General features: G+C 64.0%; 20 protein-coding genes. 9 read left to right on the forward strand and 11 right to left on the reverse strand.

All coding sequences use genetic code 11. The features are described from left to right. Positions 1–9: 9 nt before the first annotated feature. From F600_RS26485 to F600_RS0102285, 6 genes are all read right to left on the reverse strand, one after another. Positions 10–408: a lasso peptide biosynthesis B2 protein gene (locus tag F600_RS26485; protein WP_018158958.1), complete on the reverse strand. Its 399-nt coding sequence runs from the start codon at positions 406–408 to the stop codon at positions 10–12. Beyond that, entirely contained in the window at positions 405–2,156 is a 1,752-nt protein-coding gene (locus F600_RS0102265; RefSeq protein ID WP_018158959.1) for an ABC transporter ATP-binding protein, read from the reverse strand. Before F600_RS0102265 ends, F600_RS26485 begins: the two co-directional genes overlap by 4 nt. A 2-nt stretch (positions 2,157–2,158) precedes the next feature. Continuing rightward, positions 2,159–3,067, reverse strand: a complete 909-nt coding sequence (locus F600_RS0102270; RefSeq protein WP_018158960.1) for a hypothetical protein — start codon at positions 3,065–3,067, stop codon at positions 2,159–2,161. 40 nt (positions 3,068–3,107) lie between these two features. Further along, on the reverse strand, positions 3,108–3,239 hold the full coding sequence (locus tag F600_RS32535) for a hypothetical protein (RefSeq protein WP_018158961.1): 132 nt from the start codon (positions 3,237–3,239) through the stop codon (positions 3,108–3,110). A 70-nt stretch (positions 3,240–3,309) separates the two neighbouring features. After that, entirely contained in the window at positions 3,310–5,136 is a 1,827-nt protein-coding gene (locus F600_RS30000; protein WP_018158962.1) for an asparagine synthetase B family protein, read from the reverse strand. Continuing rightward, on the reverse strand, positions 5,137–5,448 hold the full coding sequence (locus F600_RS0102285; RefSeq protein WP_018158963.1) for a PqqD family protein: 312 nt from the start codon (positions 5,446–5,448) through the stop codon (positions 5,137–5,139). Between F600_RS0102285 and F600_RS0102290 the strand changes: the two genes are divergently transcribed. Further along, positions 5,403–6,455, forward strand: coding sequence for a nucleotidyltransferase family protein (locus F600_RS0102290; protein ID WP_081628675.1), 1,053 nt, complete (start codon positions 5,403–5,405; stop codon positions 6,453–6,455). The two genes, F600_RS0102285 and F600_RS0102290, sit on opposite strands and share 46 nt — an antisense overlap. Here the strand turns inward: F600_RS0102290 and F600_RS0102295 are convergent, their stop codons facing one another. After that, on the reverse strand, positions 6,456–7,025 hold the full coding sequence (locus F600_RS0102295; RefSeq protein ID WP_018158965.1) for a 1-acyl-sn-glycerol-3-phosphate acyltransferase: 570 nt from the start codon (positions 7,023–7,025) through the stop codon (positions 6,456–6,458). Positions 7,026–7,140: 115 nt separating this feature from the next. On the opposite strand from F600_RS0102295, the gene F600_RS0102300 reads away from it, so the two are divergent. The 3 genes from F600_RS0102300 to F600_RS0102310 all read left to right on the forward strand — a co-directional run bounded on the left by F600_RS0102300 (position 7,141) and on the right by F600_RS0102310 (position 10,181). Then, positions 7,141–8,154: a GAF domain-containing protein gene (locus tag F600_RS0102300; RefSeq protein ID WP_018158966.1), complete on the forward strand. Its 1,014-nt coding sequence runs from the start codon at positions 7,141–7,143 to the stop codon at positions 8,152–8,154. Positions 8,155–8,215: 61 nt separating this feature from the next. Then, complete coding sequence (locus F600_RS0102305; protein ID WP_026306082.1) at positions 8,216–9,319, forward strand: glycosyltransferase; 1,104 nt, start codon at positions 8,216–8,218, stop codon at positions 9,317–9,319. 19 nt (positions 9,320–9,338) lie between these two features. Then, positions 9,339–10,181, forward strand: coding sequence for an SDR family oxidoreductase (locus F600_RS0102310; protein WP_018158968.1), 843 nt, complete (start codon positions 9,339–9,341; stop codon positions 10,179–10,181). On the opposite strand, the gene arsC is transcribed toward F600_RS0102310, so the two are convergent. Beyond that, complete coding sequence (gene arsC / locus F600_RS0102315; RefSeq protein ID WP_026306083.1) at positions 10,178–10,531, reverse strand: arsenate reductase (glutaredoxin); 354 nt, start codon at positions 10,529–10,531, stop codon at positions 10,178–10,180. The genes F600_RS0102310 and arsC overlap by 4 nt on opposite strands. Before the next feature lie 18 nt (positions 10,532–10,549). Here arsC and F600_RS0102320 point away from each other — a divergent pair, with 18 nt between their 5' ends. After that, entirely contained in the window at positions 10,550–10,888 is a 339-nt protein-coding gene (locus F600_RS0102320) for a GntR family transcriptional regulator (protein ID WP_018158970.1), read from the forward strand. On the opposite strand, the gene F600_RS0102325 is transcribed toward F600_RS0102320, so the two are convergent. Further along, positions 10,875–12,377 carry a dolichyl-phosphate-mannose--protein mannosyltransferase gene (locus tag F600_RS0102325; RefSeq protein WP_018158971.1) on the reverse strand — a complete coding sequence of 501 codons (1,503 nt, stop codon included), beginning with the start codon at positions 12,375–12,377 and terminating at the stop codon, positions 10,875–10,877. The two genes, F600_RS0102320 and F600_RS0102325, sit on opposite strands and share 14 nt — an antisense overlap. 71 nt (positions 12,378–12,448) lie before the next feature. Between F600_RS0102325 and rsmI the strand changes: the two genes are divergently transcribed. Then, entirely contained in the window at positions 12,449–13,300 is an 852-nt protein-coding gene (rsmI, locus tag F600_RS0102330; protein WP_026306084.1) for a 16S rRNA (cytidine(1402)-2'-O)-methyltransferase, read from the forward strand. Positions 13,301–13,317: 17 nt separating this feature from the next. Here rsmI and F600_RS26495 read toward each other — a convergent pair whose 3' ends face one another. Further along, positions 13,318–14,415, reverse strand: coding sequence for a hypothetical protein (locus F600_RS26495; protein ID WP_018158973.1), 1,098 nt, complete (start codon positions 14,413–14,415; stop codon positions 13,318–13,320). A 170-nt stretch (positions 14,416–14,585) separates the two neighbouring features. Here F600_RS26495 and F600_RS0102340 point away from each other — a divergent pair, with 170 nt between their 5' ends. After that, on the forward strand, positions 14,586–15,809 hold the full coding sequence (locus tag F600_RS0102340; protein ID WP_156024372.1) for an HNH endonuclease: 1,224 nt from the start codon (positions 14,586–14,588) through the stop codon (positions 15,807–15,809). Here F600_RS0102340 and metG read toward each other — a convergent pair whose 3' ends face one another. Then, positions 15,810–17,357 (reverse strand): methionine--tRNA ligase, encoded by a 1,548-nt coding sequence (gene metG / locus F600_RS0102345; RefSeq protein WP_026306086.1) that lies wholly within the window; start codon positions 17,355–17,357, stop codon positions 15,810–15,812. 22 nt (positions 17,358–17,379) lie between these two features. On the opposite strand from metG, the gene F600_RS0102350 reads away from it, so the two are divergent. Then, the gene (locus F600_RS0102350) at positions 17,380–18,210 is read left to right on the forward strand and encodes a TatD family hydrolase (protein WP_018158976.1); all 831 of its coding nucleotides are present in this window, start codon (positions 17,380–17,382) and stop codon (positions 18,208–18,210) included. Positions 18,211–18,315: 105 nt separating this feature from the next. Next, positions 18,316–19,464, forward strand: coding sequence for a resuscitation-promoting factor (locus tag F600_RS0102355; RefSeq protein ID WP_026306087.1), 1,149 nt, complete (start codon positions 18,316–18,318; stop codon positions 19,462–19,464). Positions 19,465–19,853 lie beyond the last annotated feature (389 nt).

Below are 19,853 nucleotides of genomic sequence, written 5' to 3' on the forward strand. Positions count from 1 at the left end.
TCTTATGCCCTAAATCTGCTGGACCGGCGCGAGTACGGCATACCGCTCGCGGACGTCTGCGGTGTCGTTGACGGGAATGCCAGCGAATTCGACCCAGGCGTGGGCTGCTAGATCCCCTGTTCCGGGCGCAATGCCGATGACGATGTCGAGATGGTGGCCGCGTCGGCGCGACAAGTAGGCGACGGCCAGGGATCTCGGGAGGCACCGCACTGTCGAGGGGCTGTGCCGGACCACCGTGGCGACTGCGGCGGCACTGCGCCGGACCGCTTCTGGTACGTCGCCTGATTCGGACGCCCCGTCCAGGCGAAGAACTTTTCGCGTTCGCCGAAGGCCGACCACACGTAGCAAAATCGCGATGGCGGGAAGGATCACCGCCGCCTGGACAACGAGAGCCGGGTCCCGCCTCACCGGACCGCTTCCGAGTACGTGGCGGCCTGCACGTCGAACATGCACGCATAAGCGCCACCGCGAGCCATCAGGTCCGCGTGGGTTCCGTGTTCGATGACGCGGCCCTCATCGAGGACGTAGATGCGGTCGGCACGCATGACGTTCGAGAACCGATGCGAAATGAGCAAGACGGTCCGACCCGCAAACGCACCGGTCGAGTTGTCCATCAGTTCGTGCTCGTCGATCGGGTCCATCGATGCGGTCGGTTCGTCGAGGACGAGCAACGTTGCATCGCTGAAGAGCGCGCGGGCGATTGCGAGCCGCTGCCATTGACCGATCGAAAGGTCTACGCCACCTTCGTAAGCCGGACTGAGGCGAGTGTCGAAGCCACGGGGAAGGTCGGCGATGAAGCCGTCCGCGGAGGCCGCTGCCGCGCTGGCCACGACGGCGCTTCGATCAGACATTCGGTCCGGGTTGCCCAGTCCGATGTTCTCGGCCGCGGACATGTCGTACCGGACAAAGTCCTGGAAGACCGCGCCCACATCGCTCGTACGGTGAATCGACCCGCTTTGCGGCTCATAAAGGCCGCAGATCAGTTTGGCCACCGTCGACTTTCCCGACCCATTGGGTCCGACGAGGGCAGTGAATTCGCCAGGCCGGATGTCGATGTCGACACCCTTGAGCGCTGGTTGCGACGCCCCGGGGTAGGTGAACCACACGTCGTCGAGTCCGGCGTTGCCTGCCTGGGTGACCGGTTGGCGCGGCACCGCACCAGCCCGCCGAGTCCGGTCGAGGAATTCTTCGTAGTCGGTCAAGAAGACGGCATTCTCCTGGATCGCCGTTATGGCACCGTTGACGCCGCGGACGCGGGACGCGAGCTGCTGCACTGCGACACCGGCGACCGCTGCATCCGCGAGAGAGACCTTCGCGTTCGCGGTCAGAATCACCAGCAACAGAAGCACCGCCACCGAGACGACGGCGAACGCAGTGCCCGCGATGATTGTTCGTCGAGCACGGATTCGGCCGGCGTGACGCAGGGCGTCGATCTCGCGGTCGTAGCACGCCGCATAGCGCTGCTTCAGGTGGTTCTGACTGCGGAAGGTACGAATCTCGGGGGCTTCGCGACGGCCGGTCAGCACTGATTCGAGGTAAATCCGCTCGCGCGCGATGGGTGTCACCGACTGGTATGCCTGGAACAGGGTCCGGCTGTTGCGGGTCGCCGCAATGAATAGCGGGATGCCGGCGATGGCGATGACCGGAACCAGGATCGGCATGACTCCGAGCAGTACGACCGCGACTGCGCCAGCGCCGGCGAGGGCCGCCGCGAGTTGGCCGACGGCCTGCGCAACCTCCCACGGGCGATACGAGGACTGGTCGAGCGAACGTCGCAAGTGGTCTTGAAAGTCGGGTGACTCGAACTCGGCGAGCGGTACGGCGGTTGATGCATCGATGATGCGATCGGTCGCACGCCGGACCACGAGTTGGCTCAGGATCGTTTCGCGTGAAGTCTGGATCGCCGATGCCCAGGTTGAGATGAGGGCCGCCGCACCAAGGAGAAGAACAACTGGTACCAGCGCGGATACCCGGGGAAGTTCGCTTGCGGGGGCGAGTCTGATCAGGAGTTCACGACCGCTGAGCAGCACCAGTAGCAGTGCGATCCCGGACGCAACTGAGGTGGCCACATGCACGGCGTACTCGCGCGGTGCGGCTTGGCGAACCAGCCGGACCGCGGTGCGTGTGTTGCGCGGAAGAGTCCGCCACCCGTCCATCGCTAGACGAGAGATTCGAGCAGTTCGGACAGGTCGTCGAATACGCCCCATTGGCGTGGAAAGTCCACTTGATAACAGGGAATGCCCGCCGCCACCTCGCTGGCCAGCAGAAAGGCCTGAGGTGCGATGTCGCCGAGAGTGCGAGCTTGGTGGAAGATGTTGCGCACCAGCGTCGCGGTCGCCTCACCGAGTCCAAGCCGTCGAGCATCGAGGCTTGCGCTGTTTTCTCCGAGGGCAACGACGAGCCGTAACGGAACGGGCCCGTAGACGGGGGCGACGTCGGGGCATACGCGTCCCTTGTCCGACCCCGCGGCGAGCGGAGTGCTCGCGTAATCCGGCGTGAGTTCGGTGCGGCTCTGGGAGGTCAGTCGCACTCCCGGGTAGCTCGGCACGATCAGCGGGGTGCTTTGCGGGTCGATGATTCGGCAGACATCGTCGGCGAGCAACGTCCAGCAACGCCGCATGGCCAGAGCCGTGGCGGTCGTCGACTTGCCGCGACCGGTGTCGCCAATGAAGGCGATGCCGGCGTGCCGGGCAGTCGCTACGGCACTGCCGTGCAAAACCAGGTCGCCGCTCAGTGAGAGCCATCGGGGGAGTACGTGGTCGAGCACCACGTGCTCGGCGTAGCCTTCGTCCGCGCTCGAATCGTCGACCTTGATCTGGCGATGGTGGAGGTCGAACTCGGCCGTCACTCCTGGAAAACGGATGACTGTTCGATTGGTATCCCAGGAATATGCGACCCACGCGTCGCTTGCGTCCGCATCTTCGAGCGGTGCGAACGACAATCCTTCGGTGTCGATCTTGGCGTCGATCACGGCGACGTCGGCGAGCGGCGCGGCGTCCTTGCGGACGAGCGCAGCGATCGCACGGTCGCTCGAGACTTCGAGGCCATAAGCGTGATAGCGGTTCAAGGGGGTTCCGACTCCGGCCGGACAAGCTGCCTGCGGGTGGCTACAGTTTGCGTCGGCGGCCCGAGACGCCATCGGCGAGCAGGCCGCTGGCGCCCTGAACGAGTCGGGTCACGGCACCGAAGCGCTTCAACTCGGGTCGGGCATAAGGCTTCTTCTCGGCAGGGGGGTGCATGTGAGCCTCGCTCAGTCTGATCAGTCAAACGTTGTACACACGCTAGTTGAAGTCGCAATTGAATGTTGGACTATTGGTTGCCCTGGGAACCGTGGGTCGAAAGAAACGTTCCAGCTGACAATCCAGCCCAGAGATAGAAACCGAACGGTACGTCTGCGACCGCGAATGCGTCGCTTTGACGTCGAAATCCCCGCAGATAAGACTCTTGGGCGATTCGGTCACCGAGAGCTTCGAAGGCCTCGATAGCGTCGCTGTCGGTGAACGTTCGGTAGATCTTGGCTAGATAAGGTCCCGAGAATTCGGCCTTGTCGGTTCGGCTGAGCAACGTTGCCGGAAGCCGGTCGCGAAAGGCGATTCGATGCAATCCGCGGTAACGGCCGCCGACTCGAATGTGTTCCTCCGGAGTTCTGAGAATGAACTCGACGAACCGTCGATCTGTGAACGGGTCGCGAACCTCGACCCCGGATTGGGCGGCCAGGCAGTTCGTCAATTCGGTCGGGTACTGCGCCCAGGAACGGTCGGTGAAGAGGGTCAATCGTTCGGAACGGCCGCGTGGAATCCAAGCCCTTGGTGTCGGCGGCGGCGGGGTGTCGGTCCGCAACCACGGCACCTGTGCAGCCTGGACTCGCTGTCGTTCCCGTAGTCGTCTGAGCACAGAACTCCTCCGGACAACGGAGCCGAGCATCGAACGCGCGAAGTATGCCGTCGCGGCACCTGACGAGAGGCCGTCGTTGGCGGCCCAGCGATACGCCGAGACCAAACGTCGCTGCATGACCAGGTCGAACGTCGCCGTTTCGGAGCCATACAACAAGTCGTCGCCGCCGCCACCGATGAGAAGGACCGATCGCCCACTGGCTGCCGCTGCCTCGAGGCACGCGGCAGTGTCCGGCGCGTCCGCCGAGTACAAAGGCTCGCCGAATGCGGTGGACCACGCGCTTGGGTCGCTGGGTGCCAGTTTTCCGCCGTCGATGCGATGCGGATCGAGACCGATATGCGCGGCCGCCGCGTCGATGTGGGCTGACTCGTCCGTGCCGGGGAAATCGGGATAGATCAACGACACGGCCTGGAGGTCGGTGGTGAAGCGCGCCGCGGTCGCGGTCACTGTAGTCGAGTCGAATCCACCGCTGAGCTGGCTGGAGACACCGTCGGTGGTCCGCATTCGACATTCGACGGCGTCATCGAACAACCTGCGAACAGTCTCGGCGGTCTCGGTGAGGGACAGGTCATGTGAGTCGAGGTCCGGCTGCCAGTACGTCCACACGCGCGTGCCGCTCTCATTTGCCACCAGGGATTCCCCCGGGGCGAGGCGGCGTATGCCGTTCCATATGGTTCGGTCCCGTGGTGTGACGTCCGCGAGGTAGCCGATGAGGTAGTCCTCATCGATGGTCGGACTTCCATCGATGACGGCCAGAACCGACTGAATCGTGGAAGCTGCGACGAATCCGTTTTCGGTGGTGGCATAGAACGCGGGCCGCATGCCGCACGGATCACGCGCGACGAACAGTTCGGCGCGCTCAGCGTCCCAGATCGCGAATGCGAAGTCGCCAATGAGATGGTCGACGCATCGCTGACCCCAACATTCGTAGCTCGCGAGGATTAGGTCGGCGTCGGTCTCGAGCGGGTGGCGAACGTGCCCGTGCAGCGTGGTCCGCAACTCCCGCCGATTGTCGATCCGCGCATCCGCGGTCAACCAGAACTCGCGATTGGTGTGGCGCTGGGGTTGGCGCTCGGCCGTGGATTCGGGCGTTGTCCACAGTGCGGAATGTAGGAGAACGCATGGGCCTGAAGTCTCGGTTGAGAGCCCGTGGCGCCCGCGAGATGCGATGTGTTCGCGGACGCCATCGACGATCGTTGGCGGAATTTCACGCGCGGTGAGCAGCGCCGCGAACCCGCTCAATCAGACCACCAAGCGCAGCAGATTCGCCCGAACCATGTCCTCGACATGGGCCCAAACGTCGTTCTCGAGCGTGGCCCGATCGATGTCGTACTCGGTCAGCAGGATGTCGACCAGATCCGAGAACCGACGTTGTTCGCGCAGAAGTTCGAAGATCCGAGCACCGACACCCTCGAGGCCGAAGAACTGCTCGGTTGACGGTTCGAGCAGCACCATCTCCGACCCGCTGCTTCGTGCGAGCACGCCGGGTGCAATTGCCAGCATCGTCGATGGCTGCAGCGGTGAATTGTCATGCTGATCAAACTCAGCAACCATGCCCGGATACTATCCGCTGGACGGGAGGTTCAACCTTGGACAATATTCTTCCCAGCGGATTGTTAAGAACGACATTCCAGACGTTGCGACTCGACGCCGTCGCGGTCGAAATCATCGCGATTCTTACGGCGAATTCGATTCCGGTCGTCCTCGTCAAAGGTCCAGCGACCGTTCATTACCTCTATGCGGATGACCCGCACACGCGCTCCTATCGGGACATCGACCTCGTCGTCGCGCCCGCGGATTTCGTCAGTACCCAGCAATGTCTTGCGGCGCACGGGTGCGGTCTGGATCGAGGTGACCTGCATCCCGCGGAATCTGCGATAACGCTCGAAGTGCCGCTTACTCATGAGCGCAGCGGCGCCGCGATCGACGTCCATCAAGGCTTTCATGGGGTCCAGGACTGGAATGCATGGTGGGACATGCTCAGCACCACCGCGGTCGACTTCAGCATTGCAGATGCCCTGGTCCGAATTCCTGATGCGCCCGCCACGGCGTTGATCGTGGCGCTGCACAACGCGGTGCAGACGCGGAGCAGTCGTGAGGACGATGACCTCGAACGCGCGCTGAACATCTTCGATCATGCGACTTGGGTCGAGGCCGTGGCTCGCGCTGATGCGCTCGGTTGCCGTTCCGCGTTCGTGGATGGCATAGCTCGCCACAAGTCCGGTCCGGACCTGCTCGAACGGCTCGACCTCGACGTGCCGGCCTCGCTCGTGGGCGCGCTCGAAAGATCGGCGCTCACCGACGAGAGTCTGTCCTTGCGGTATGGATTGCACGTTGTGCACCGGTTGCAGCGAACCGAGGGGAGTGGCCGTCGGTTGCGCCAGGCGTTCCACCTGGTCTTTCCCTCGGCCGACGAGCTCCGATACCGGTATCCGGTCGCCAAGCGAGGCCGGGCAGGCCTGGTTGCGGCTCGTGTTTATCGACCGCTGAAGTTCCTGGTCTACGCGCCGCGAGTCGCGGTCACACTGCTGAAAGCGGCACGGGCGTCACGCCACTCCTGATTAGGCGGCGTCTTCCTCGCGCAGGCGTGGGGGAACGAGTTCCTTCGGCTTGATTCCGTGCTTGTCGGCGTAGAAGGCGCGAACCATCTCCATGTCAGCTTTGATGTCGCCGCTCGGATGAAACACCGGCCCGACGCCGATTGTCCTTGTCGGACCGTCGATGAAGGACAGGATGATCGGCAGGCCCGATTGCTGGGCGATTCGATAGAAACCTGACTTCCAATACTTGGTCTCGCCTCGCGTGCCTTCCGCAGCAAGCACGATGGCGAATCTGCCGGAGGACTCGCGAGCCATTGCGGCGAGGTCTGCAACGGCGTTACCCGGGTTCTGGCGATCCATCGGAATCCCGCCGAGGCGACGCACCAGCCAGCCCATCGGCCCCTTGAACGCTTCTTTCTTCACCAGAATCTTCATGCTCAGCCCGAGATGCCACATGACGGCGACTCCGGCGAAGAAGTCCCAGGCCGACGTGTGGGGATACCCGACGAAGATTCCGCGCGGTTCGTCGGTCGAGCCGACGATCTTGTAGCGAGAGATCAACAAACCCAGGCGGACCAGCAAACGCTTCACCCGCTGATCTTTTCACCCGTTCACTATCGGGAGGTCGGTATCGGTGAGATGTTCGGACGCCATAGCATCGTTGGGAAAGTAGCCACGCATACGCGGAAGTAGGTGCGGACGGGGGATGGACTCGAACGACGCAACTGAAACCGCTGTCCCTGAATGGTTTCTGATCGAGACGCTGCACCCCGCTGCAGGGCCGGCCGTGGTTGCTGACGGAGCTCGCCGGAAGTCTTTCGCGAGCGTCCGGCGGGTACGTCAGCATTTGGGCCCGGCCGCATCGTCGTTGTTCGACGAGGTCATCGCGGCGTGCCGAACATCGTCGGACCGTCAGGAGCGGCTTCTCGACACCAAACGGGGTCCGATCCGAGTCATCGCTATTCCGGTCCGCACGACGACAGCCGCGGTTCTCGGCGTTCAGATGTGGGCTGGGCCTGCGGATATGTCACCGCCTGCACGCCGAACCGTCGCTGCGAGCGTGTGGGATTTCGAGTCGATGGTCGCTCATCAGGGCCCTGGTTTACAGGGCTCCATCCTAGGCATTCCGGCTGGCGAACAACGCCCGACCATGATGGCCACCGACTTCTTCCAGCGTGTTCTGCGGTTCGACGACTGGCAGGGGCTCATGGGCCTCGCGGCGCAGTTCGAGGACGCGGCCGCGTGGGAGGGCGAGCTCTCGGTGCGTCACGGAGAATCTGAGAGCCGGCATCTCCAGCTCGTGTCCCGAGCGTGGATTGACAACGGGTTCAAGCGGATTCGATCGCTCTTCCACGACATCTCGGGGGCTCTTCCGCCCGCGCCGTCCGTCGACTCGGCGACGATGCGTGCGGCTGCGGCGCTGTCCGACGATGGGATCGGGCGTATCAGCCTCAACTCGAGGTTCGTCTACGAATGGCTCACGGCACCGGCCTCGCCGCTGGACCGCTGGACCCGGGAACGGCCCACGATAGACCCGGACTCCGCGCAGGCGTTGGCGCACGCGTGCGACCGACTCGCCGCGGACTCCGAGCGGGAATCCGTGCCCTTGCGCGTGTGCTTCCCGGGCAGCGGTTGGGTCGATGCCGACGCGTTGCTGACTCTTGTCAGCCGTGACTTTCCGGCTCAGGGGTTGATCAAGGTCACTGCTCGACGCGGCTGAGTTCATCGGTCGTTGGCCCACTTGTAAGGGCACATCCATTCGTGCGTTCAACCATATTGACGTGCGTATTGTGCAGCTGGCGAACTTCTACGGCCCCCGGTCAGGTGGGCTCCGGACGGCCTTGCACAGTCTTGGGGCCGGCTACCACGAGCGTGGCCATGAAGTCATCCTCATCGTGCCCGGGCCCGGCTATGCCGAGGAGGTGCTTCCAGGCGGCACTCTTCGGATCACGTTGCCGGCGATGGAAATCCCGTTCACCGGGGGATACCGGGCGGTGAGCCCCTGGCGTGTGGCGGATGTGCTGCGCGGGTTGCACCCGGACGCGATCGAGGTGTCCGACCGGCTGACGCTCCGCGGGTTGGGACGATGGGCGCGGCGGCGCAACGTCGCGTCGGTCATGATCAGCCACGAACGGCTCGACCGGTTGCTCGGTCAGGCGCTGCCGGAGTCGGCCGCACAGGCGCTCGCCGACATCGCGAACCAGGACACAGCCGCGAGCTACGACACCGTCGTGTGCACGACGGGTTTCGCGCGCGAGGAGTTCGACCGGATCGGTGCGGACAATGTTCGCGAAGTGCCGCTGGGCGTCGACCTCGACCTCTTCACCCCCGACCGGCACAACGACGAACTCCGCACCGAACTAGCGGACGTTTCGAGAGCACTGCTCGTCCACTGTGGTCGGCTGTCGGTGGAAAAACGGGTCGATCGCAGTATCGAAGCACTCGCCGAGCTGCGGCGATCCGGGGTCGACGCGCGTCTGGTGATCGCCGGTGATGGTCCGCGCCGGGAGTCTCTCGAGCGTCGGGCTCGCGGTCTCCCAGTGCGCTTCTCGGGGTTCATCGGCGATCGGTACCAGTTAGCGACGCTGTTGGCGACCGCCGATATTTCGCTCGCTCCGGGACCGCATGAGACGTTCGGCCTGGCCGCGCTTGAGGCATTGGCCGCGGGGACTCCGGTGGTCGCGTCGAAGTCGTCGGCGCTCGGGTCGATCGTCACCGCCGACTGCGGTGCCGTGGCGGCCGATGACCCGCAGGCGTTCGCGACGGCGGTGAGCGGAGTCCTGACGATGCCTCCCGTCGAGCGGCGGCTCGCCGCGCGTCAGCGTGCCGAGCAGTTCAGCTGGCCGGTTTCGGTCGACGGCATGCTTTCAGCGCTCACCGGGTGATCGCGGTTACTGTGACAGCGTGAGCAGCGCGCTGAACGGCCAGAAGACATTCATCACCGGAGCTGCGAGCGGCATCGGCCGCGCGACTGCGGAATTGGCGGCACGCAAGGGCGCGGAGTTGGTTCTCACCGATGTGAACGCTTCCGGTCTCGCCGAGGTCGCCGCTTCGATCACGGCGTCCGGCGGAAAAGTCCTGATGTTCAGGGCGTTTGACATCACCGATTACGAGACGGTGGTGGCGTTCGGTAAACAAGTCCACGACGCGCACGGCAGCCTCGACATCGTCATGAACGTTGCCGGCATCTCGGCGTGGGGCACGGTCGAGAACCTCGAACACAAGCATTGGCGTTCGATGATCGACGTCAACCTCATGGGCCCGATCCACATCATCGAGGTGTTCATCCCGCCGATGATCGCGGCCAAGCGCGGCGGCCACCTGGTCAACGTGTCGTCGGCGGCTGGTCTGCTCGCATTGCCGTGGCACGCGGCCTACAGCGCGAGCAAGTTCGGTCTGCGCGGGCTGTCCGAGGTGCTGCGATTCGACCTCAAGCGGCACCACATCAAGGTGCACCTGGTGGTCCCGGGCGCGGTGAAGACTCCACTTGTCGAGACCGTTGAGATCGCCGGCGTCGACCGGGCTGATCCGAAGATCCAGAAGTACGTGAACCTGTTCGTCAAAGCCGCGATCACGCCGGAGCAGGCCGCCGCGAAGATCGTCGAGGGCATCGAGAAGAACCGCTTTATGGTCTACACCAGCCGGGACATCGAATTCGGGTACTGGTGGGCGCGGAAGTTCGCCGCGCCCTACGAATTCGTCATGCAGCAGGCCAACAACAAGTTCAGCTCGGTGCTGCCCGACTAGAGGATCTCGTTGATTGCGCCGGCCGGGCGGGCCAACCGCGTTCCCTTCGGCGTCACCACGATCGGACGCTCGATGAGAATCGGGTGCTCGACCATCGCCGCGAGCAGTTCATCCTCGGACTTTCCGGCCAGACCAAGTTCGGCATAGAGCGATTCCTTCTTGCGAATCGCCTGGCTGGGCTGGAGACCCGCGTCCGTCAGCAGCCGCCGCAGAGTCGCCTCGTCGGGCGGCGTTTCGAGGTATCGGATGATCGTCGGGTTGAGTCCCGCGTCCTGTAGCGTCCCCAGAACAGTGCGTGAGGTGCTGCAACGCGGGTTGTGGTAGATCGTCACGTCAGCCATGTGTGTCATTCTGCCCGGAGGTTCGTGGTGGCCGAGATCGCACCGTATGAACAGGTCTGTCAGGCGATTATCGAGAAGATTCGGGCCGGCGAGCTTGTTGCCGGCGCACGCATTCCCACGGTCCGCGAACTGGCTGCCGAGATCGGGCGCGCACCGAACACTGTCGCCCGTGCCTATGAGGAACTCAAGAAGCGCGGTGTCATCGAAACTCGCGGGCGCGGAGGGTCGTTCATCGCATCGACGGGTGACCCGGTGCTTGACGAAGCGGGCCGGGCGGCCGGTGAATTCGCGACCGTGATGCGCAAGCTGGGGATCGCTCAGAGCCAGGCGCTGGCGCTCGTGACGGCGGCGTTCAGCGCCAGCTAGGCAGCCACAGTTCGGAGTTCCAGGTGGCCGGTGAAATCGGCATCGCCGTCAGAATCGGGTACAGCCAGATGAAGTTGGCGACGACGATTCCGAGGTAGATCGACACCGCCAGAAGACCGGTCTTGCGCCGTTCTTCGCCGTTTCGGGCCCGGCCGACGATCTCACCCATCGCCAAGGCCATGAACATGCACATGAACGGCGCCATGGCGACGGCGTAGAAGTAGTACATCTGTCGGTCGAGAACCGTGAACCAGGGGAGCAGTGCCGCCGAGTACCCGACGACCGCGATCCCGTAGCGCCAGTCCCGCTTGACGAGCCAACGCCAGACACCCCAGAAGTAGGCGGGCAGCGCCAACCACCAGATCGCGGGGGTGCCGACCGCCATGACGGCGCGGATGCAGCCCGACTCCGTGCAGGTCTTCGAGCCCTCGGAGAAGTAGTAGAGCATCGGGCGCAGGCCCATCGGCCACGTCCACGGCTTGGACTCCCACGGGTGCCGGTTTCCGGCCGAATTCGTGAGTTCCTCGTGGAACTTCAGGACATTGCCGCTGTAGTACCAGAGCGATCGGAGGCCGTCCGGTAGCCAGGCGTAAGGCCCGTCGGTGCCGATCTTCGTTCCCACGACGTAGCGCCCGACGCCGAACTCGCTGGCGAACCACGGCGCATAGGTCAGGAGATACGCGACGATCGGGACCGCGACCAGTGCATACAGAGCGGGAATCGCGTCGCGCAGTGCCGTACCGATGAGCGGCCGTTGGACGCGGTACGCGCGCCGCGCGAGGTAGTCCATCACCACGCACATGACGCCGAAGAAGGCGACGAAATACAGACCGGACCACTTGGTGGCGCACGCGAGACCGAGCAGGACGCCGGCCCCGAACCGCCACCACCGGATGCCCAGACGCGGGCCCCAGGGGCTGTCTTCGATCCGGCCTTCGGCATAGACCTTCGCCATGCGTGCCCGCACATCGTCGCGGTCGACGACCAGACAGCCCAGTGCCGCCACGACGAGGACGGCAAGGAAGATGTCGAGCATCCCGATCCGGGACGACACGAACATCAGACCGTCGCAGATCATGAGGACGCCGGCGAAGGCGCCGATCATCGTCGAGCGCGCGAGACGACGGACGATCCGGATGACGAGCAGCACGAGAATCGTGCCGCAGGCCGCCGCGGAGAATCGCCAGCCCAGTCCGGAGTAGCCGAAGATCGCCTCGCCGATGGCCATCAACTGTTTGCCGAACGGCGGGTGGACGACGAGTCCGTAGCCGGGGTTGTCCTCGATACCACCGTTCTGCAGCACCTGCCATGCCTGCGGCGCGTAGTGCTTCTCGTCGAAGACCGGGGTACTGGCGTCGGTCGGCGACTGAACCATCGTGAATCGCGTGATGGCAGCCAGGACAGTGAGCACGAGGGTGATGAGCCATGCCTCGAGCCGATCGTTCGGCATCGGCAGTTCCTGCGGAACCGTCGGTGCCGGACTGATCATGATCCGATCCGAAGGTCGGGTAGTTGGCCGCGAGTCCAGGAGGGTCACCCGACGATCGTATGCTGTGGAGAATGTCGGCTCCTGAGAGTGCACCCGGTCGGTTGGTTCTCGCGGGTACGCCAATCGGACATCTGGGTGACGCAACGCCCCGTCTGTGTGAATTGCTGTCGACTGCGGATGTGATTGCGGCCGAAGACACTCGGCGCACCCGGCAACTCGCGTCGAGTCTCGGCCTCGAAGTTCGCGGCCACTTTGTCAGCTTCTATGACCATGTCGAGCAGGCGCGTATCCCTTCTTTGCTGGCTGATATCGAGTCCGGTAAGACGGTCGCGCTCGTCACCGACGCCGGAATGCCCTCGCTCAGCGATCCCGGATATCGGCTCGTCGCGGCGTGCGTCGAGGCCGGGCTGCCGGTGACGTGCCTGCCCGGACCGTCTGCGGTGACGACCGCATTGGCGCTCAGCGGACTGCCTGTCGACCGCTTTTGCTTCGAGGGCTTCCCACCGCGTAAGAGCGGTCAGAGGAAGTCCTGGTTCGGCGCGCTCGTGGCCGAACCACGTGCGATCGTCTTCTTCGAGGCGCCGCACCGCATCGCCGACTGTCTCGCCGATGCTGCCGAGGTTCTCGGGGCCGACCGCCGCGCTGCGGTCTGCCGAGAACTCACCAAGACCTACGAGGAAGCCCGTCGCGGCACTCTCTCGGAGTTGGCCGAATGGGCCGCTGAGGGAGTCCGCGGTGAGATCACCGTCGTCGTCGAGGGTTCGACGGCCCCAGTGGAGGTCGACGTCGACCAACTCATCGCCAAGGTCGACGAGTTGGTCGAGTCCGGAGTCCGGCTCAAGGACGCCTGCGCCCAGGTCGCCATTGGGACCGTCTCCAAACGTGACCTGTACGAGGCCGTGCTCGAAGCCCGCAAGGGGTAGGGCATGTCAGACATGCCCTAGCCGGCCCGCGCGGAGATCGGCGGCAGGATTCGGCCGGCAGCCGCGGTCTGGACTGCTTTGCGCAGGTCGGCCGAGCCAGGATCTTCGGCGGTGGCGAATCGCGACAGCATCCGTTGGAAGGTGTCGTTGGCGCGTTTGCTGTCTACGTGGCGGTAGATCTCCACTGTGCCGGCCGCCGGGCCGCCGGGTTCGGCAGCCTGCCGAGCGCCGTTGCGGTCCGCGAGTGCCAGTCGCACGCCCATCCGAACCGCGTAGCCGTACAAGAAGGACTTGCGCTGGTTGATCGTCGTCTTGCCCTTCTCCCGGGTCCTTCCGACGGCCATCTCCGCTTGACGCTTGAGGGAGCCGTAAAGAATCGCAACGTGATTCAGGGAGGCCGTGGTGCCAACGACGGTCGCGATGCCGACCTTCGCGTGCCAGGCGACCCGGGCTTGGTTTGCGGCCGCGACCGATGTGAGCAGGAGGAGCTTCTCGCTCGCGAAGGGCGCCTCGATGTGGAAGTGCCGACTGTTGATGGTCGGTTCGACCCCGCGGCCCGGACGAGCGACGGCCGCGTGACGACTCAGCAGGGTCTGCGCCGTTGCGGTCAGAGTCTCGGACTCCTCGCCGAACATCGCCTGCTCAGCTTGCATCAACAGCGACTCGACCTCGGCGAGGACGACCGGCGCGACGCGTCCGGCATTGCCTCGACGTGGTGCGCGCACCCGCGGCCACTCCGAGGGAGCGGGATACCCGACGCTGGACAGGCTCGGCAGACCGCGCCACAGCGCGCCGAGCGCGGAGCGCTGGATCGGTGTGGAGGACTCGAGCGGGCGCTCCCCGAGTTGGTCGCTGATAGTGCGAAGCTGACGGACCCACGAAGCGGGCGCGGCTTTGTAGATGCGGCACGCATTCGCGTGATAGAGGATCGCCGATGCGGCCAACCGCACCTCGGCCGTACCCAGCGACTGCCGCGTCACATGGATGAGGTCGGCGGGTAGCCAGCCGCGTTCGTAAGCGAAGGAAAGAGCATCGAGAACTGCCCAGCCATCAGAGCGGGCGGCGGGGTTGACATGGATCGAAGCGGGTCGAACAAGCGTGCGAGTGTGGGCCATGTCACGCAGTCTGCACCCGGGGTCTGACAACTTCCTGCGCTCGGGCCGGGATCCGGCTGAAAGCGTTATTCAGCTGCGATCTCGAGATCGTGTGCGATTCCTATTGTTGCAGGTAGATGGGCCTTTTCCGGCTCCGGAACTTGTCGGAGGGTCGGTATAACTTCGAACACGTGATCGAACTCGAAGACCTGATCGTTTGGCTGCCGAACCGGAAGTCGGACGTCGACGACGCCACCCGTATCGACCGGATCGCGCTGTACGAACGCGCCAAGAACGCGCTGTCCGCCGCCCAAGCCGAGGAGGCCGCGGCACTCGATGCCTCGGTGCGCAAAAAGCACGCTGCCGCCGGCCTGCCACAACACCGGCAGGGCAAGGGCGTCGGCCTGGAGATCGGGCTGGCTCGGCGCGAATCGCCGAAGCGGGGCAATCTGCACCTGGGGCTCGGCAAGGCCCTGGTCGCGGAGATGCCGCGCGCCCTCGATCGCATGCGCGAGGGAGTGTTGACCGAATATCGGGCGACGATTCTGGCTCGTGAGACGGGCTACCTCACGCGGGAGGATCGCGCGCGGATCGATGAGCTGATTTGTGGTGATGCCACGACCTTTGATGGGTGGAGCGATCGTCAGTTCGAGCAGGAGATCAAGAAGTTCGCCTATCAACTGGAGCCCGAGGCGGTGGTCAAGAGGCATGAGCGAGCGCTCAACGAACGGCACGTCAGTGTGCGTCCGGCGCCGGACGCGATGACCTACGTGACGGCGCTGGTCCCGTTGATCCAAGGCGTCGCGGTCAAGGCGGCGCTCAAGCGTGCCGCCGATGCGGCCAAGGCGCGCGGTGATGGGCGGTCACACAGCCAGATCGAGGCGGACCGGTTCGTCGAGCTGCTGACCGGCCTCGTCCACGCCGACGAGGTTCCGCTGACGGTGAACCTGACGATCAACGACCACGCATTGTTCGCCGGCGACTGCGAACCGGCGACGATTCCAGGTTTCGGTCCGGTTCCCACGGTCATCGCCCGTCGGTGGATCAAGAAGGGAGCCCGATTCATCCGACGGCTCTATGTGCGGCCGACAACGGGTGAGCTGGTCGCGATGGAATCGCGCAAACGGCTCTTTCCGCAGAAGCTGCGCGAGTTCATCGACATTCGCGATGACACGTGTCGGATGCCGTTTTGCGGTGCCCCGATCCGGCACCGGGACCACATCCTGGGTAAGCAGCATGGCGGTGCCACCAGTGGGGAGAACGGCGCTGGCGTCTGTGAGGGCTGCAACTACGCCGAAGAATCGCCCGGCTTCAGTGCCAAACCCGTTGATGGTGAGCGGCACTCATTCGAGATCAAGACTCCGACCGGCCACCGGTACACGTCCGTCGCGCCCAAGCTTCCGGGCTCGGCGTGATTATTCGGCTTCGACGTACCGCGGGAAGACACCGCTCGGCGCCGGTAGCGACCGGCCGGCCTCCAAGCGGTTCTGCAGTGCTGCAAAGGAGCGCTCCGACTCTCGGCAGCCGAGCAGATCGAGCAGCTTCGCGGCCGAATCCGGCATCACCGGCTGGACGAGGATTGAGACCTGGCGGACGACCTCGAGGGTCACGTAGAGCACAGTCGCCATGCGTGCCGGGTCGGTCTTGCGCAGAACCCATGGCTGCTGGGCGGAGAAGTACCGGTTCGTCTCGGCGAGCATCGCCCACAGCGTCTCGACGGCGAGGTGCAGTGCCTGTACGTCGAAGTGCTCCTTGCACTTGGCGTACAGGTCGTCGGCCTGCGCCAACAGCGCGGTGTCTTCCGCCGTGAACTCGCCCGGCGTCGGAACGATGCCGTCCAGGTTCTTCGCGACCATCGACAGCGACCGCTGCGCGAGGTTGCCGTACTCGTTGGCGAGGTCGGCGTTGATGCGCGTCACGATCGCCTCGTGGCTGTAGTTGCCGTCCTGGCCGTACGAGATCTCCCTAAGCAGGAAGAAGCGCACCGCGTCGAGCCCGAACTGCCCGACGATGTCGACCGGGTCGACGACGTTGCCGACCGACTTCGACATCTTCTCGCCCTTGATGTTCACGAATCCGTGCGCGAAGACGCGCTTGGGCAGCGGCAGACCGGCCGACATGAGGAATGCCGGCCAATAGACCGCGTGGAACCGGGTGATGTCCTTGCCGATGACGTGCAGATCGGCGGGCCAATAGCGCTGGTAGGACTCGGACTCGACGTCCGGGAATCCCGCGCCCGTGAGGTAGTTCGTCAACGCGTCGACCCAGACGTACATAACGTGCGCCGGGTCGCTCGGGACCTCGACACCCCAGTCGAATGTGGTGCGCGAAATAGAAAGGTCTTTGAGCCCGCTCTTGACGAAGCTGGAGATCTCGTTGCGGCGTGTGGCCGGAGCGAGGAAGTCGGGCTGGTTCTCGTACAGCGCGAGGAGCTTGTCCTGGTAGTTCGAGAGGCGGAAGAAGTAGCTCGACTCCTCGGTCCACTCGACCGGCGTTCCGCTCTCGGTGGAGAGGCGCGTTCCGTCGGGCTGGAGCGTGGTCTCGCCCTCGGTGTAGAACGCTTCGTCGCGGATCGAGTACCAGCCGGAATAGCTGTCGAGGTAGATGTCCCCGGCCGCCTCCATGCGTTTCCAGATTTCCTGGCTCGCGACCTTGTGGTCCGGGTTGGTCGTGCGAATGAAGCGGTCGAACGAGATGTTGAGGATGCCATCGAGCTTCTCGAACACGTCCGAGTTGCGGGTGGCGAATTCGCCCGGGGTGAGCCCCTCCTTGGCGGCGGACTGCTGCACCTTCTGGCCGTGCTCATCCGTGCCGGTCATGAAGAACACATCGAAGCCATCGAGACGCTTGAAGCGAGCGATCGCGTCGGTGGAGATGTACTCGTACGCGTGACCGATGTGGGGCTTGCCATTGGGGTAGGCGATAGCCGTGGTCACATAAAACGGCGGACGTGTGTCAGTCATGGTGACCAATACTGTAGTAGCCATGGCTTTCAACCGTCCTGCGCCCGCACTCCCGGAGCCGCTGTCGCCGCTGGTCGATTCCCACACGCACCTCGACGCGTGTGGCGCGACAGACGCCGCATCGGTGGCAACCATCGTCGATCGCGCCGAATCGGTCGGTGTGGGACGAGTTGTCACGGTCGCCGACGACATCGAGGCCGCGCGATTTGCGGTGCAGGCGGCGCATTGGGATTCGCGCGTCTACGCGGCTGTTGCGCTGCATCCGACGCGGGCCAACGCGCTCGACGATGCGGCGAAAGCCGAGGTAGAGCGCTTGGTGGCGGATGAGCGGGTCGTGGCGGTGGGGGAGACCGGCCTGGACTACTTCTGGCCGGGAAAGCTCGAGGGCTGCGCCACAATCGAAGAACAGAAATCGGCGTTCACTTGGCACATTGAGCTCGCCAAGAATATGAACAAACCGTTAATGATTCATAATCGCGATGCAAACTCGGACGTCCTTACCATTCTTCGATCGGAAGGTCCGCCGAATTCGGTCATTTTCCACTGCTTTTCGGGCGATGCCGCGATGGCCAAAGAATGCGTTGACCTGGGGTTTTACCTGAGTTTCTCGGGGACCGTCAGCTTCCGAAATGCGAAGGATCTCCACGAGGCTGCGAGGCTCGTTCCGGACGACCTGATCCTGGTCGAGACGGACGCCCCGTACCTCACTCCGCACCCCTTCCGAGGTGCCCCGAACGAGTCATACTGCTTGCCCTACACCGCATCTGCGCTGGCAGAGCTACGTGGGGCTGATCCGCGTGATCTGTCCGTGATTGTGACCAAGAACTCCGAAAAAGTTTTCAACTTGCATTAATGCAGGTCAATCAATGTTTTTGCGGACATTGAATGTAACCAAACCGTTATGATGCGCGTCACAGAGGTGGCGAGGTTCACTATTCCTCGTTACTGTCCTGTGACCATGGCCGGAATTGCTCGAATAACTCAGTCGAGGACCGTGTGGCTCTATGCCGCAATCGGTGCCCTTCTCATCGCGATCCTGGCCGGTGGAATCGTTGCAGTCGCTTCTGCGAATGCAGTGACGGTTGTGGTTGACGGGAAATCGGAAAAGGTTTCGACGTGGGACAACAATGTCGACGCGATTCTCAAGGACGCCGGATACTCGGTGAAGGAAGGCGACGTCGTCGCCCCTGCGCTGACCTCCCAGGTTGCCGACAGTGCAACGATCACCCTGAAGCGCTCGCGCAAGGTCACCATCGTGACCGAGGGCAACGCGAAGGACTTCGTGACCACGGGCGCTACCGCAGATGAAGCGCTCGCGCAGCTGAACTTCCCGTCCGATGTCTTCGTGGTGGGCGATCGCAAGGCCCCGCTGCCGATCGAGGGTGGGCGTATCGACGTCTACTGGCCGTGGACCGTCACGATCCACGATGGCAATGCCGAGCCGCGCAGGCTGACTCTCGCCGCACCGAACCTCGGTACCTTCCTCGCGATCGCGGGCGTTCCGTTGCAGCAGGCCGACTCGATGTCACCCGCTCCGGATTCGCCGGTGTGGACCGCTCCGGACATCTACGTGACGCGAAACCGCACGACGGAGGTCACGGAAACTCGTCCGGCTTCGCCGCCGCAGAATGTCACGTACGACGCGAACCTCGACTCCGGTGTCGTCATCGTCGACGTTCCGGGAACGGTCGGCACCGAGGAGGTGACCTTCAAGGTCACGACAGTCAACGGCACCGAGGTGTCGCGTGAACAGGTCGGCCAGAAGGTCCTCGTGGCCGGAACGGCCGAGACCGTCCGGATCGGCACGAAGGAAGTCGCTGCGATCGCGGCCGTTGCGGCACCGGCGCCGGAAGTCGGCAACGGCGCGACGTGGGACTCCATCGCGCAGTGCGAATCCGGTGGGAACTGGGCGATCAACACCGGCAACGGCTACTACGGCGGACTGCAGTTCTCGCAGGGAACGTGGGATGCCTACGGTGGTGGCGCCTATGCGGGCCGGGCAGATCTCGCATCGCGTGAGCAGCAGATCGCGATCGCGGAAAAGGTCCGCGCGGCCCAGGGTTGGGGCGCTTGGCCATCGTGTTCATCGCAATTGGGATTGCGTTAACAATGTGACCAATGATGTTCGTGATGATCTTGTAATAAGAATGAACGATCCGCATCAATTGTTATAATTGAATAAGAAACCGCTGGTCAGACGGTATATATCGGGGATATCGGTGAATTGATTACGTCAATTCACCGATATCCCCGCCGTTATTTCATTAGCCTTCCGTGACCATGGGCCAGCATTACCGGGTCGCGAAGCATCGCCGAGTAGTTGGGCATGCCCGTGTCGTCGGTCGGCATGCCCGCAAGGTCGAACCGGTCTTCACGACAACACGAATCGTTCTGGGTGCGTCAGCGCTCGTTCTGGGTGTCGGCGGCGTCGCCGGCCACACTCTGTCGCACTCCGACGTCCGGACGGCGAACTCAGCGGCCCTGCTCGAGGCTGTC

The sequence above is a fragment of the Smaragdicoccus niigatensis DSM 44881 = NBRC 103563 genome (assembly GCF_000380645.1).
Taxonomy (GTDB): domain Bacteria; phylum Actinomycetota; class Actinomycetes; order Mycobacteriales; family Mycobacteriaceae; genus Smaragdicoccus; species Smaragdicoccus niigatensis.